Annotated in this window: 11 protein-coding genes; 9 read left to right on the forward strand and 2 right to left on the reverse strand. The window is 72.7% G+C overall.

Annotated elements, in window-relative coordinates; genetic code table 11:
• Positions 1 to 8 precede the first annotated feature (8 nt).
• On the reverse strand, positions 9 to 1,835 hold the full coding sequence (locus tag BJ999_RS07775) for a glycosyltransferase family protein (RefSeq protein ID WP_229810270.1): 1,827 nt from the start codon (positions 1,833 to 1,835) through the stop codon (positions 9 to 11).
• A gap of 392 nt (positions 1,836 to 2,227) precedes the next feature.
• On the opposite strand from BJ999_RS07775, the gene BJ999_RS07780 reads away from it, so the two are divergent.
• Both BJ999_RS07780 and BJ999_RS07785 read left to right on the forward strand, forming a co-directional pair.
• Positions 2,228 to 3,583 (forward strand): glycosyltransferase family 2 protein, encoded by a 1,356-nt coding sequence (locus tag BJ999_RS07780; protein ID WP_229810269.1) that lies wholly within the window; start codon positions 2,228 to 2,230, stop codon positions 3,581 to 3,583.
• 46 nt (positions 3,584 to 3,629) lie between these two features.
• Positions 3,630 to 5,516: a hypothetical protein gene (locus BJ999_RS07785; protein WP_179832652.1), complete on the forward strand. Its 1,887-nt coding sequence runs from the start codon at positions 3,630 to 3,632 to the stop codon at positions 5,514 to 5,516.
• A gap of 161 nt (positions 5,517 to 5,677) precedes the next feature.
• On the opposite strand, the gene BJ999_RS07790 is transcribed toward BJ999_RS07785, so the two are convergent.
• A complete protein-coding gene (locus BJ999_RS07790) occupies positions 5,678 to 7,294 on the reverse strand; it encodes a glycosyltransferase family 39 protein (protein ID WP_179832653.1) in 1,617 nt (538 codons plus the stop codon).
• 92 nt (positions 7,295 to 7,386) lie between these two features.
• Between BJ999_RS07790 and metG the strand changes: the two genes are divergently transcribed.
• From metG to BJ999_RS07825, 7 genes are all read left to right on the forward strand, one after another.
• Positions 7,387 to 9,210: a methionine--tRNA ligase gene (metG, locus tag BJ999_RS07795; RefSeq protein ID WP_179832654.1), complete on the forward strand. Its 1,824-nt coding sequence runs from the start codon at positions 7,387 to 7,389 to the stop codon at positions 9,208 to 9,210.
• Positions 9,207 to 10,031 (forward strand): TatD family hydrolase, encoded by an 825-nt coding sequence (locus BJ999_RS07800; protein WP_179832655.1) that lies wholly within the window; start codon positions 9,207 to 9,209, stop codon positions 10,029 to 10,031. The genes metG and BJ999_RS07800 overlap by 4 nt, the downstream gene beginning before the upstream one ends.
• A 156-nt stretch (positions 10,032 to 10,187) precedes the next feature.
• On the forward strand, positions 10,188 to 11,012 hold the full coding sequence (locus BJ999_RS07805; RefSeq protein WP_229810268.1) for a transglycosylase family protein: 825 nt from the start codon (positions 10,188 to 10,190) through the stop codon (positions 11,010 to 11,012).
• A gap of 58 nt (positions 11,013 to 11,070) precedes the next feature.
• Positions 11,071 to 11,976 (forward strand): 16S rRNA (adenine(1518)-N(6)/adenine(1519)-N(6))-dimethyltransferase RsmA, encoded by a 906-nt coding sequence (gene rsmA, locus BJ999_RS07810; RefSeq protein WP_179832656.1) that lies wholly within the window; start codon positions 11,071 to 11,073, stop codon positions 11,974 to 11,976.
• A 29-nt stretch (positions 11,977 to 12,005) separates the two neighbouring features.
• Positions 12,006 to 13,154: a glycoside hydrolase family 26 protein gene (locus BJ999_RS07815; RefSeq protein WP_229810267.1), complete on the forward strand. Its 1,149-nt coding sequence runs from the start codon at positions 12,006 to 12,008 to the stop codon at positions 13,152 to 13,154.
• A gap of 21 nt (positions 13,155 to 13,175) precedes the next feature.
• On the forward strand, positions 13,176 to 14,105 hold the full coding sequence (locus BJ999_RS07820; RefSeq protein ID WP_268247802.1) for a 4-(cytidine 5'-diphospho)-2-C-methyl-D-erythritol kinase: 930 nt from the start codon (positions 13,176 to 13,178) through the stop codon (positions 14,103 to 14,105).
• A gap of 128 nt (positions 14,106 to 14,233) precedes the next feature.
• The gene (locus BJ999_RS07825; protein ID WP_179832657.1) at positions 14,234 to 14,473 is read left to right on the forward strand and encodes a hypothetical protein; all 240 of its coding nucleotides are present in this window, start codon (positions 14,234 to 14,236) and stop codon (positions 14,471 to 14,473) included.
• The last annotated feature ends 8 nt before the right edge of the window (positions 14,474 to 14,481 follow it).

Here is a 14,481-nt window from a genome sequence, read left to right on the forward strand (position 1 = left end):
CGCGGCGGTCAGGCGGTGACGCGGGCGGCCTCCGGGGACTCCTGTGCCGCCGGCTCGGTCGGCGGGGCCGCCGCGTTCTTTCCGCGGCCCGTGAGGCGGCGCGTCCAGCCGGCCGTCGTCGCGCGTGCCTCGGGCCTGAACGCCAGCCCGGCGGCGAGCGCCGCCAGCGGCACGGCGGGCAGCACGTACCGGTAGTCGAACTCGGCGGTGGCCGCGGGCGCGAGCAGCAGCCCGGTGGCGAGCGTCCACGGCAGCAGCGCCTCGCCGCCGAACCTGCGCCACAGCGGGATCAGCCCGGCCAGGCCGAGGAGCAGGATGCCGCCGACCATGGTGCCGCGCAGGTAGAAGACGTCCTGGTAGCCGCGGGCGGCCCCGGCGAACGGCTCGACGACCTGCGTGCGGGCGTTGCCGTGCTCGTAGCCGCGCGCGTCCTGGGCGGCCGTCCCGCCGCCGGGCATGTGCCAGTCGGGCAGCGGCCTGCTCTTCTTCTCGAACTCGTACTGCGAGTACGTCGCCGGGTCGGGGAACACCGTGCGCTTCCACTGGAAGACGCGGAAGAAGTCGTGCGCGACGACCCGCGCGTAGTCGAGCGGCTGGGCGGCGATGGCCCGCTTGGCGAAGTCGTTGCCGAGCTTGTTGTTCTCGGGGCTGAACCGCGTGCCGGTGTAGCGGTTGAGCGGGGAGCGGGCGTTCCAGATGCCGTCCTGCGAGTTCGGCAGCCGGTTCGCGGGCTCGGTGCACAGCGGGTACTCGCTGACCGGCAGGTCCTCCATCCGGTGGCAGTCGGCGAACTTGTAGACCCGCGCGTACAGGAAGATCCCGTTGCTCTCGGTGATCGCGAACTTGTCGCTCTCGGCCTTGTACCAGCCCATGTAGCCCAGCACCGGCAGCAGGCAGGCGACCAGCGTGACGGCCATGAGCCGCCAGCCGCTGCGGCGGATCAGCATGTACACCAGCACGCCGAGGAGCACCGGCATCCCGACCGAGCGGGTCAGCCACGCCAACCCGACGATGAGCCCGACCGACGCGGCGATCTTCCAGGTCGGGCGGTCGTGCCACAGCAGCAGCGTCACCGCGCACATCACCAGGAAGGTGAACGTCGTGTCCGACAGCACCAGGTGTTCGAGCTGCAGCTGGTAGGCGTCCAGCAGGACCGGCGCGGACGCGAGCGCGGCTCCCCAGCCGGGCAGCCCGAACCGGCGCCGCAGCAGCGCGTAGATCATCACGCCCATGGCCAGGCCCATGAGGTGCTGGAGCCCGGCGACCAGCGCGAAGCTGTGGAAAGGCTTGAGGACGAGCAGCAGGAACGAGTACCCGTCGGGCCGCAGCGGGTGCGGGTACGGGTCCATCGCGACGTTCAGATAGTCGAAGCTGTCGTTGAAGAACATCACCGGCTGGTAGCCGAGCATCGCCACCAGGCGGAGCAGCGCCGCTATGGCAATGATCACACTGAAGACCGGGTTCCGGCGCGCCAGCGTCCACAACCCGCGGCCGCGTCCGCGACCCGGCTCCGCACTCTCTCCGGGTGCGTCGTCCGGCGCGTCCCCCGATTCCGGACGCGCCTTTGTGGTGGTTTCCGGGTCGTCCTTAATGGCCTCGCTGGAAGCGATGACCGTTATGCCGGATTCCAGGTCCGCCGTGCCGGAATCGGGAGCGGCGTTGCCGACTCCTGACGGAGGCTTGGCCGACTCCGGGCCGGTCTTCGCGTCCCCGGGCGTGTCGCCCGGGGCGTCCGGTGCGGCCGTCGCCGCGGCGGACGCGGCCGCCGTCGCCAGGGCGGTCCCGCCCTGCGCCGACCCGTCGAGCGCGGTGCCCCGCGGCGTTTCCCCCGCCACTGCCGCACCTTCCCTTCGATGTCCGGCCCCCGGTCCGGTGGCATTGCGTCGGTCCAGGGCACTACGTTCGTCCACGGCACTGCGTCCTGCGGCGCGCGTCACAGCCGGCCACCTTTCCGGGCCGCCGTGCCCGTATGCTTGACGTCCTAACATGCCGCCCGCGACGGTGCCGGATAGGGTTTTCCGGTTGCAAGTGGGCAACACGATACGGGTGCTCTTGACGAGAGCGGCCATCATGCCCCGCCCTCGGCGGGCATCATGAACGCCGACGGGCCGTCCCGATGAACAACACGCGGAACAATAGAGATTAGTGGAAAACGCCGCAGACGGTCAGCAGGTGTAACAGGGTCACCAAGAGTAACGACGCCACCAGGGGTAACGAAGGAGATCGCGTGGAACTCTCCGTAGTGATGCCATGTCTGAACGAGGCCGAGACGGTCGAGACCTGCGTCCGCAAGACCATCGGTTTCTTCGAGGACAGCGGCATCGACGGCGAGGTGGTCATCGCCGACAACGGCAGCACCGACGGCAGCCAGCAGCTGGCCCGGGACGCGGGCGCCCGCGTCGTGCCGGTGATCGACAAGGGCTACGGCAACGCCCTGATGGGCGGGATCCGGGCCGCGCGCGGCAGGTACGTCGCGATGGGCGACGCCGATGACTCCTATGACTTCGCCACCCTCGGCCCGTTCCTCGACGAGCTGCGCGACGGCGCCGACCTCGTCATGGGCAACCGGTTCAAGGGGGGCATCGCCGAAGGCGCCATGCCGCCGCTGCACCGCTACCTCGGCAACCCGGTGCTCAGCTTCGTCGGCCGGCTGTTCTTCGGCAGCAAGATCGGCGACTTCCACTGCGGCCTGCGCGCCTTCGACAAGGACGCGATCCTGCGGCTCGGCCTGCAGACCGGCGGCATGGAGTTCGCCAGCGAGATGGTCGTCAAGGCGACCCTGCAGGGCTACGACATCCGCGAGGTGCCGACCACGCTGTCGCAGGACGGCCGGACACGCGCCCCGCACCTCAACACCTGGCGCGACGGCTGGCGCCACCTGCGCTTCCTCATGCTCTACAGCCCCCGCTGGCTGTTCCTCATCCCCGGCCTGGTCTTCATGACGCTCGGCCTGGTCGCCGGGATCGCGCTGTCGACCGGTCCGGTGACCGTCGGGGAGATCGCCTTCGACGTCGACACGCTGGTCGGCGCCTCCGCCGCGCTGGTGATCGGCTTCCAGGCGGTGCTGTTCGCGCTGCTGACGAAGGTCTACGCGATGCAGGAGGGATTCCTGCCGCACGACCGCCGGGTGCAGAAGGTCATCGACTGGTGGAGCCTGGAGCGCGGCCTGCTGCTCGGCGGGCTGCTCGCCGTCGCCGGTCTCGCCGGCCTGGTCGCCTCCCTGCTGCACTGGCGGGTGAACAGCTTCGGCGAGCTGGACCCGCGGCACTCGCTGCGCATCGTCGTCCCGGCCGCGACCGCGCTGGTGATGAGCTTCCAGGCGATCTTCGCCTCGTTGTTCGTCAGCATCCTCGGCATCCGCCGCCGCCAGCACCCGCCGCTCACGGACCCGGCCGAGGAGGCCGCGGGCGTCGTCGACGCCGCCGCGCTGAAGGTCGCCAGGGACGAGGCCGAGGAGGCCGAGAAGGCCGCCGAGGGCGACGTGCAGGCCGACGATGCCGCGACCGCGGACGAGCGGGAGAAGGTGGCCGCCGGCAAGGCGGGCGCGACCGCGCCCGAGGACGGCGGCGAGGACGGCCGCTGAGCGTCTCCGGGCCGGGCCCGGGCGCCCCGCCCGCACCATGACAGGCTTGACCCTCGATGGATCTTCTTTCCCCGGCAGCCGGCGCCCGGCGCGCCGCGCGCCGGTGAGCACGCACACGCCGCAGGACGCCGCGCCCCCGGACGCACCGCCCGGAGGCGCGGTCGCCCGCCCGCCGGCCTTCCCCGCCGACCCGGTCGCCGCCCCGCCGCGCGCGGACCGCCGCCGCTGGGCCTGGCTGTTCGCGCTCGGCTGGGTCGCGCAGGTCGCCGTGCGCCTCTGGCTCGCGTCGGGGCAGACGGTGCCGGTGGCGACGCCGGACGAGTCGGGGTACCTGTTCGCGGCCCGCGTCCTGACCGGCGGGCCCGACGCCGACATGTCGTTCGGGACGGTCTACCGCGGCGGCTACCCGCTGCTGCTGACGCCCGCCTTCTGGATCGGCGAGGGCCCGGTCGGCGTCTACCGGGCCGCCCTGGCGATCAACGCGCTGGTCAGCGCGGCGATGCTGCCGCTGGCCTACCTGCTGCTGCGCCGGCTGGCGGTGCGGCGGCGCTGGTCGTACGTCTTCGCGCACGTCACCGCCCTGCTGCCGGGCGTGCTGTTCTACTCCGGGTTCGTGCTGACCGACGCGATCCTGCCGGTGCTCGTGGTCGGCTGGCTGCTCCTGGCGCACACCTGGCTGACCGCCCCGCCCCCGGCAGGGCGCCGCTCGTCCGTCCGGCTGACCCTGGCCGGGGCGGGCGCGTCGCTGCTGGTCGCCTACGCCTACGCCTGCCACACCCGCGGCGCGATCCTGCTGCTCGTGCACGCCGCGCTGCTCGGCGCCGCCCTGGTGTTCCGGTGGCGGACCTGGCGCGCCGTGGCCGCCGCCACGCTCGCCCTCGCCGCCGCGACGGCCACGGGGATGCTGCTGAACCGGTCCCTGCTGCCGCACATGTACCCGCAGGGCGACAACGACCTCGGCGGCAACGTCGTGAAACGCCTCACCACCCTGGACGGGTGGGGCTGGACGCTCTCGCTCGGCACCGGCCAGGTCTGGTACCAGTCCGTCGCGACCGGCGGCGTGGCGGCGCTCGGGCTCGTCGCGGTCGCGTTCCTCGCGGTCCGCCGCACCACCCCGGGGCCGCTGCGGGCGCTGGCGCTCGCGGTCGCCGCGCTCGTGGCGGGCATCGCGTTCGCGACGTCGGCGGCCCTGCCGGTCGAGTACCGCATCGGCAACTACGTGTACGGCCGCTACCTGGCCAGCGTCACGCCGGCGCTGTTCGCGGTGGGCGTCGCGGTCCTGATGCGCGCCTCGCGGCGGACGCTGCTGTGGGCGGCGGGCACGGCGGCCGTGCTGACGGTCGTCGCCGCGTGCGTCGTCCAGTGGTACGCGGGCGACCTGCTCACCCGGTACACCTACACGGCCTACGACTTCCCGGAGACGTCGTTCCTGACCTGGGACTGGACGGCCTTCCACCTCTGGCGCGCCACGCTGGCCGGGCTCGGGCTGCTCGCGCTGTCGGCGGCGTCCGTCCTGCTGCGGCCGCGCCGCACGAACGGTCCGCTGCTGCTGGCGGGCCTGCTGGCCGTCGTCGCGGTGGCCATGTGCGTCACCGCCACCGAGCGCATCGCGCAGCCGCTGGTGCGCGCCGAGACGGCCTACACCGACCTGCGGGGCAGCGTTGACCTGACGAAGCAGCGGTCCATCGCCGTCGACTGGAACATCTGGTGGACGATCCGGCTCTCCCAGTACTACTGGGCCTGGTGGGGGGACGGGAGGGTGTTCGACGCGCGCTGGACCGCGCCGCCGCAGGACGCCGACATGATCGTCCTGGCCTGGCCGAAGAACGCCCCACCCACCGCGTCATGGCCGAAGGGCGCCCCGCCCGGTTGGCGCGTCGTCGCCAGCCGCCGCACCGTCGAGGGCGACTGGGTCGCCTGGCTGCGTGGCTGAAGTCCCGGCCCACTGCGCTCGCCTGGCGGCTCGCTTCGTGACCGGGCCTGGGCGAACGCGGCATCGCTTCGCGATCTGCCCGGTTTCGCTCGCCTTCGGCTTCGCTGCACCGGGCAGGTCACGCGTTCGCGTGCGTGGCCGAGGCCACTTCGAGACAAGCCCTAATTCCCGGTGGTGCTCCCTGCGGGGGGATTCCAGAGCTGCAGGACCCCGTCCGACGAGCGCCACATGAGCGTCCAGCCCTGGGCGGGGTCGGGGCGCCAGCCGCCGCCGATCTGCGACTCCATGCCGCGCCAGCGCGTGTAGAGCATCGGCCCCTCCGTCGCGTTGCGCGGGACGGGCAGGTAGTGCGGGAAGTCGCGGATCTCGCCGCGCCAGACCGGACGGCCCCACACGTCGCGCGTGTAGAAGGTGAGGGTCTGCGCGAGCCGCCGGTCGGCGCAGATCAGCGTGACGTCGCGGTGGTCGCCGAGGTAGCCGCGCAGCTCGCTCCACGCCTTGTCGCGCGGCAGTTCCGGGACGGCGCGGACGGCCGCCACCGCGTACGTCCCGCCCAGTGCGACCGCCAGGACGGGCGCCACGACGGTCCGCAGCCGCAGCCGTGACACCAGGCCGGACGGCAGCATCCGGAACATCAGGATCAGCGACCCGGACCCGCCGGCGAGCAGCGCGGGCAGCACGGCGAACCAGTACCGCTGGAGCCAGGCGCGCAGCGAGATGTCGTTCGGGTCGAGGACGCCGGAGAACAGCGTCAGCGGCACCGCCAGCGTGAAGAACCACACCAGGACCAGCGCGAGCCGCCGGTCGCGGGTGACGGCCCAGCCGACGACGGTGAGGGCGAGCGCCGCGGTGAAGACGAGCCCGAGCGGGTTCCACTCGTGCATCGCGCGCAGGAACGACCGCGCGGCGAGCGAGCGGGTGACGTAGTCGCGGGACTGGCCGCCGTGCTCGGCCGCCGACATGAGCCCGGCGAGCGGGCTGCCCCACACCAGCTGGTTGTGGACGAAGTTGACCAGCAGGATCGCCAGCATCGGCGCGCCGACCACGACGTTGCGGCGCCACGGGATCCGCAGCAGCGCCAGGTAGGCGGGGATGGCGAGGAAGAGGAAGGCCAGGAACTCCCGGACGAGGAACGACGCGCCGAGGAGCACCCCGGCGGCGAGCAGCATCCGCGTCTGCGCCCGCCCGGTCCTGCGGCTCGCGACGACGAGCCCCGCCATCCCGATGGTGAACAGCCCGGCGCCCGGCATGTCCGGCAGCATCACCCCGGACGACCAGGTGATCTCGTGGCCGAACGGGTTGGTCATGGTGAAGAACGGGTGGATCAGCATGACCGCCGCGGACACGAGGCCCGCCACGTCCCCGAACAGGGACCGGACGACCAGGTACGTCCCGACGAAGAAGGCGGCGCCGCCGAGGGCGGCGACGGTGAAGTAGGCGGCCTGGCCGTCCCCGAGGACCTCCTGGGCGAGCCTCGCCGGGAGCACCAGCCCGATCCGGGTGACCTGGTGCGGGACCTCGTCGAACGGCCACTGGGTGAGCGGGATGTGCGGCCAGTCGCGGGCGGCGAGCCACACGTAGTACGGGTCGAAGTACAGCGGCGGCGTCATGATCACCCATTGGGCGAGCACCGCGGACGCCGCGACCAGCAGCGACAGCCACACCACCCGCCGCGTCCGCCGCACCCGGGCCAGCAGGCGGGAGGGGAGGGACGGCGGCTCCGGCCCCGCGTCGCCGGCTTCCCGGGCGACCGCCTGGTCGGACGTGGTCTGGGCCATGCCTTGAGTCCCGCCTCCGCTGGTCCGTGCTGTGACGCCGAGCCAGATTACTCGCGTGCCGCGGCCCCCGTGACGCGACTACCCTTGATTCCATGTCCTCGTCAAGCCGTCATATCTTGACCGCGCCCGCATGGCCGTACGCCAACGGGCCCCGTCACATCGGGCACGTCTCCGGTTTCGCGCTGCCCGCCGACATGTTCAGCCGCTACCAGCGGATGGCGGGCAACAAGGTCCTGATGGTCAGCGGCACCGACGAGCACGGCACGCCGATCCAGGTGCAGGCCGACAAGGAGGGCGTGACGGCCCGCGAGCTGGCCGACCGCTACAGCTCCGTGATCGCCGAGGACCTGTACGGCCTCGGGATGTCCTACGACCTGTTCACGCGGACCACGACGCTGAACCACTACGCGGTCGTCCAGGAGGTCTTCAAGGGCCTGTACGACAACGGCTACATCTTCGCGACCAAGACGATGGGCGCGATCTCGCCGTCCACCGGCCGGACGCTCCCGGACCGCTACATCGAGGGCACCTGCCCCATCTGCGGGTACGACGGGGCGCGCGGCGACCAGTGCGACAACTGCGGCAACCAGCTCGACCCGATCGACCTGATCAACCCGGTGTCGCGGATCAACGGCGAGACGCCGAAGTTCACCGAGACCGAGCACTTCATGCTCGACCTGCCCGCGTTCACCGAGGTCCTCGGCCGGTACCTGCGGGGCAAGCAGGGCGGGGCGGGGCGCGGCCCCGGGGGTGAGGCGCCGTGGCGGCCGAACGTGCTGAAGTTCGCGCTGAACCTGCTGGACGACATGCAGCCGCGGGCGATCAGCCGCGACCTCGACTGGGGCGTGCCGATCCCGCTGGACGGCTGGCGCGAGAACCCGGCCAAGAAGCTGTACGTGTGGTTCGACGCCGTCGTCGGCTACTTCTCCGCGTCGGTGGAGTGGGCGCGGCGCTCCGGCGACCCCGAGGCGTGGCGCGCCTGGTGGCAGAACCCGGAGGCCCTCTCCTACTACTTCATGGGCAAGGACAACATCGTCTTCCACGCCGAGATCTGGCCGGCGATGCTGCTCGGCTACAGCGGCCAGGGCGACCGGGGCGGCACGCCTGGCTCGCTGGGCGCGCTGAACGTCCCGACGGAGGTCGTGTCGTCGGAGTTCCTGACGATGGAGGGCCGCAAGTTCTCCTCGTCCCGCCAGGTGGTCATCTACGTGAAGGACTTCCTGGAGCGCTATGACGTGGACGCGCTGCGCTACTACGTCGCGGTCGCCGGCCCCGAGAACCAGGACACCGACTTCACGTGGTCGGAGTTCGTCCGCCGCAACAACGACGAGCTGGTGGCGGCGTGGGGCAACCTCGTGAACCGCTCGGTGAACATGGCGGCGAAGAACTTCGGCGCGATCCCCGAGGCGGGCGACCTCACCGACGCCGACCGGGCGCTGCTGGAGCGCAGCCGCGCCGCGTTCGGGGCCGTGGGCGCCGAGCTCGGGCGGTCGCGGTTCAAGAACTCGATCACCGAGGCGCTGGACGTCGTCCGCGACGCCAACAAGTACCTGTCGGACCAGGCGCCCTGGAAGCTGAAGGACGACCCCGAGCGGGTCAAGTCGATCCTGCACACCGCGCTGCAGGTCGTCGACGACGCCAAGACGCTGCTGACGCCGTTCCTGCCGAACTCCTCGCAGAAGGTCTACGAGATGCTCGGCGGGCAGGGCGTGTGGAGCGGCATGCCGAGGCTGGAGACGGTGTCGGAGGAGGGCGGCCCCGACTACCGCGTCCTCACCGGCGACTACGCGACCGAGGCGCGCTGGGAGTCCATCCCCGTCAAGCCGGGCGTCCCGCTGGCCAAGCCGGTGCCGCTGTTCAAGAAGCTGGACGCGTCCGTGGTGGACGAGGAACTCGCCCGGCTGGAGAAGGCGTGAGCGAGGAGGGGGACGGGCAGGCCTCACGGTCCTACCCCCCGCTGCCCGAGCGGCTGCCCGTCGACGTCTTCGACAGCCACTGCCATCTCGACATCGTCGACACGCCGGTGGACGAGCAGCTGAGGTCGGCGAGGGCGGCGGGGATCGCGCGGATCGTCACGATCGGCTGCGACCTGCCGTCCTCCCGGTTCGCGGTGGACGCCGCCGGCGAGTTCGACGACGTGTACGCGGCGGTCGCGATCCACCCGAACGAGACGACGGGCATCAGCGACGCCGTCCTGGCCGACGTCGCCCTGCTCGCCGCGCACCCGAAGGTCCGCGCGATCGGCGAGACGGGCCTTGACTACTACCGCGACTGGGCGCCCAAGGAGGACCAGCACCGCTCCTTCCGCGCCCATGTCGACATCGCCAAGCGCACCGGCAAGGCCCTGGTCATCCACGACCGGGAGGCCCACGACGACGTGCTGGCGATCCTGGAGGAGGAGGGCCCGCCCGACACGGTCGTCTTCCACTGCTACTCGGGCGACGCCGCCATGGCGCGGGTCTGTGCCGATCGCGGCTACCTGATGAGCTTCGCCGGGAACGTCACGTTCAAGAACGCCGAGCCCCTGCGGGACGCGCTGCGCGCGGCGCCGCTCGACCTGCTGCTCGTGGAGACCGACGCGCCGTTCCTGACGCCGATCCCGCACCGCGGCAAGCCGAACGCCTCGTACCTGATCCCGCACACCGTCCGCGCGATGGCGGAGGTCAAGGGCGTGGACCTGGCGGAGCTGTGCGCCGCGATCGCCGCGAACGGGGAGCGCGCCTTCGGCCCCTGGTGACCCGCGCGAAGCCGGACGGCGGCGCGGTTCCCGCGGCACGCATATCGGGCAAATGGGGCGAGTGGCGGCGTTGTGGTGGCGGAGAAGGGCGGGGACCTCTAATCTCTGGCCGTTGGACGGGCGCCCCCCGAGCCCGGCTCCCTGGAGGAACTCCCCGTGCCTTCCCCATCCGCGCCGCGCGGGCGCGCGCCCCGCGCGATCGCGCCCCTCGCCGTCCTGCTGGCGTCCGCGCTGCTCGCCTCGGCGTGCGGTGGGGACGGCGGATCGGCGGCCCCGAAGAACGGCGCCGTCGCGGACGCGCCGCGCACCACCGCCCCCGCGCCGCGCAAGATCGTCATCATGGTCGACGCGAAGAAGACCGAGACCATGACGACCGGCGCGACCGTCGGCCAGGTGCTGGAGCAGGCGAAGATCGCGCTCGGCCCGCACGACCTGGTCGAGCCGGCCGCCGACAAGCCCGCCGGGGACGTCATCAAGATCATGCGGCTGCTGTCGGACCCGGTGACCAAGGTCGTGAAGACGAACGCCCCGACGGTCCGCAAGAAGAGCTCGTCCGTCCCGCCGTGGAGCGAGAAGGAGCTGCGCAAGGGCCGCCCAGGGCTCACGATCGTCAAGGTGGCCTACGTCCGGCGCAAGGGCCGCAAGGTCACGAAGGTCCTCGCGAGGAAGGTGAAGCGCAAGCCCGTCGCGCAGATCATCGCGGTGGGGCCGAAGTCGGCGAACAGCGGTTCGGTGACGCGGCTGAACTGGCACGGCCTCGCCAACTGCGAGTCGCACAACAACCCGAAGGCCGTGAACCCGGCCGGGTACTACGGCCTCTACCAGTTCTCCATGGCGTCGTGGGCGTCGGTCGGCGGCTCGGGCAGGCCGTCGGACGCCAGCTCGGCCGAGCAGACCTACCGGGCCCAGCTGCTCTACAAGCGGGTGAACGGCCGCTGGCAGGGCCAGTGGCCCAACTGCGGGAAGTTCCTGTTCTCCTGACCGGCGCCCGCGGGGACCTGGGGGACGGGTCCGCGCGATGACAGGAGAGACTTGTCGCATGGGGGACACCAGGGGCCTGCTCGGGCCGGCGGACGTGCGGGAGCTGGCCGGGCGGCTCGGCATCAGGCCGACGAAGACGCTGGGGCAGAACTTCGTCATCGACGCCAACACCGTCCGGCGGATCGTCCGGGCCGCGGAGCTGGACCCCGATGACGTCGTCATCGAGGTGGGCCCCGGGCTGGGGTCCCTCACGCTGGCGCTGCTGCCGCAGGTGCGGCGGGTCGTCGCCGTGGAGATCGACCCGGCGCTGGCCGCCGAGCTGCCGGCCACGGCCGCGGCCCGGGAACCGGACTTCGCGGCGCGGCTGGAGGTCGTGCGCGCCGACGCGATGAGGATCACGGAGGTGCCGGGGCCGGCGCCGACGGCGCTCGTGGCGAACCTGCCCTACAACGTCGCCGTCCCCGTCGTGCTGCACCTGCTGGCCACGCTGCCGTCGCTGCGGTCCGCGCTGGTGATGGTGCAGGCCGAGGTCGCCGACCGGATGGTCGCCGGGCCCGGCTCCAAGATCTACGGGGTGCCGTCGGTGAAGCTCGCCTGGTACGGGGACGCCCGCCGGGCCGGGCCCGTCGGGCGCGCCGTGTTCTGGCCCGCGCCGAACGTCGACTCCGGGCTCGTGGCGTTCACCCGCCGCGACCCGCCGCCGACCGGGGCGTCCCGGCGGGAGGTGTTCGCCGTGGTCGACGCCGCGTTCGCGCAGCGCCGCAAGACGCTGCGCGCGGCCCTCGCGGGCTGGGCCGGGTCGGCGGCCGCCGCGGAGGAGGCGCTGCGCGCCGCGGACGTCGATCCGCGGGCCAGGGGCGAAGCGCTGGACGTGACCGCATTTGCCCGGATTGCCGAGTATGGTCCTTCTCGCCGGGGTGATCACCCTCGAACCCCTGAGGCGAGGGCACCCCGCGGGGGATGAGACAGCATCAGTATGAGCCGGAGGTCGATGTGAAGGCGCGTTCGCGAGCGGCGCGGACCCGGATGCCGATCGTGGGGACGGCGCTGCTCGCGATCGCGGGCGTGATCGCCACGGTCGCGGCGGGCTGCGGCGGCGGCGCCGGCGCGGCACCCAAGATCACGACGACGGCGCGGGCGGGCGTGGCCCCGGTCCCGCCGGACCAGGGGGCCTACTTCGGGGCGTGGGTGCCGGCGGAGGGCGCCGGCCTGCCGTCCGCCTCGCCGTCCCCGTCGGAGTCGCCGTCGGAGTCGCCGTCGGACTCGGGATCGCCCTCGGAGTCGCCATCCGGTTCGCAGTCGCCGACGCCGTCCGGGAAGGACGCCGGCAAGCCGGGCATGGCGCCCGTCCTGGACTTCGAGCAGAAGCTCGGCCGCCGGCTCGACATCGTGCAGAGCTACCGCGGCTGGAAGAGCGACTTCCCTGGCGGGCTGGAGAAGTCCGTCGCGGACGGGAACCGCTACCTGCTGCTGACCTGGGACGGCGGCGACACCCGCGAGATCGTCCAGGGCGAGCACGACGACCTGATCGCCAAGCGCGCCCGCGCCGTCAAGGCCCTCGGCAAGCCCGTGTTCCTGCGCTGGTCGCGGGACATGGACAAGTCGTCCGGCCAGAAGAGCGTCCACTCGGCGGCCGACTTCGTCGCCGCCTGGAAGCACCTGCGGGAGATCTTCAAGCGGGAGAACGTCGACAACGTCGCCTGGGTGTGGTGCCCCACCGCCCGCGGCTTCAGCGGCGCGAACGCCGGGTCCTACTACCCGGGCGACGACCAGGTCGACTGGATCTGCGCCGACGCCCAGCCCGGCGCCGACTACGACTACCGCGACCTGTCGGAGGCGCTGAAGCTGTTCATGGAGTGGTCCCGGGGGCGCCACAAGCCCATCATGATCGCCGAGTTCGGGGTGCCGAAGTCCTACGGCCCGCGCCGCGCCGAATGGCTCCGCGAGGCCGCCAAGACCCTGCAGGACCCGCAGGTCAAGGCCATCGTGTACTTCGACTCCGACGAGCAGGCGAAGAACGCCCGCGACAAGCGCCGCTCCTACTCGGTGACCGGCGACAAGCACGCGACCTCTGCGCTGCGCGAACTCGCCACGACCCCGTACTTCAACCCCCGCAACCTCCCCGTCACCAGCGGCGGCTGAGGGTCCCGTAGGGTTTCGCGAGTGAGCGCAGTGACGGTGCGGGTCCCCGCCAAGGTGAACCTCCAGTTGGGCGTCGGGCCGATCCGCGACGACGGCTACCACGACCTTGTCAACGTGTTCCACGCCGTGTCCCTGTTCGACGAGGTGACGGCCGAGCCCGCCGAGCGGCTCGCGGTGGAGGTCCGGGCGGCCCCGCACGCGCGCGTCGCGGTCGACGGCGTCCCCACCGGCGAGGACAACCTCGCCGCCAGGGCGGCCCGGCTCGTCGCCGCGCGCCTCGGCGTCGAGACGGCCGTGCGGCTCTCGATCCGCAAGGCGATCCCGGTCGCGGGGGGCATGGCGGGCGGCAGCGCCGACGCCGCCGCCGCGCTCGTCGCCTGCGCCCGGCTCTGGGACGACCGGGAGGAGCCCGCGCTCACCCGCGACGACCTGATGGAGCTCGGCGGGGACCTCGGCAGCGACGTCCCGTTCGCCGTCCTCGGCGGCACGGCGGTCGGTGTCGGGCGCGGCGAGCGGCTCACCCCCGCCCTCACCCGCGGCACCTTCCACTGGGTGTTCGCCACCGCCGACGGCGGCCTGTCCACGCCCGCCGTCTACGGCGAATGCGACCGGCTCCGCCTGGCGGCGGGGGAGGCGGCCGCCTGGCCGACCGTGTCCGAGGCGCTGATGACCGCGCTCGCCACCGGGGACGCCAAGGCCCTCGGCGCCGCGCTGTCCAACGACCTGCAACCCGCCGCGCTGTCGCTGCGCCCGTCGCTGCGCCGCACGCTCGACACCGGCCGCGACCTCGGCGCGATCGGGGCGCTGGTCTCCGGCTCGGGCCCCACCTGCGCGTTCCTCGCCGAGAGCGACGACGACGCCGCCGGGCTCGCGGACGCGCTGGACACCGCCGGCGTCGCGGAGCAGATCGTCCGGGCCCACGGACCCGTCCCCGGGGCCACAATCACCTGACGCGACGGTGGGACGGCCCTGTCCCGGTAGCTGCCATCGTCACACAAGCGAACCCCGGGGTCGCGGAGCGCGTCATCTATCCGTGACACCGGTTCCTCCGGGACTGACCCGACCGGCGAGGTGGAGCGATGACGTATCTGTCCGGGATGCTGGGCCTCGTGGCGATCGCCGTGATGGCGACGCTCATCCTGCTGGCGGTGCGCCGCGACCGGGATCTCCGCCGCAACGCCCCCGACAAGGTGGTGGCGGCCTCCGCGGCGGGCGCAGGAATGGGCTCCGCCGTGCCGGGCCCCGCGGTCCCGGGCCCCGCCGTGCCGGGCGCCGTGGCGCCCGGCTCCGTGATGCCGGGGGAGGCGGGCGGGCAGTAGGCTCGCCG

Origin of the sequence: Actinomadura citrea, from assembly GCF_013409045.1 — a bacterium.
GTDB lineage: Bacteria > Actinomycetota > Actinomycetes > Streptosporangiales > Streptosporangiaceae > Spirillospora > Spirillospora citrea.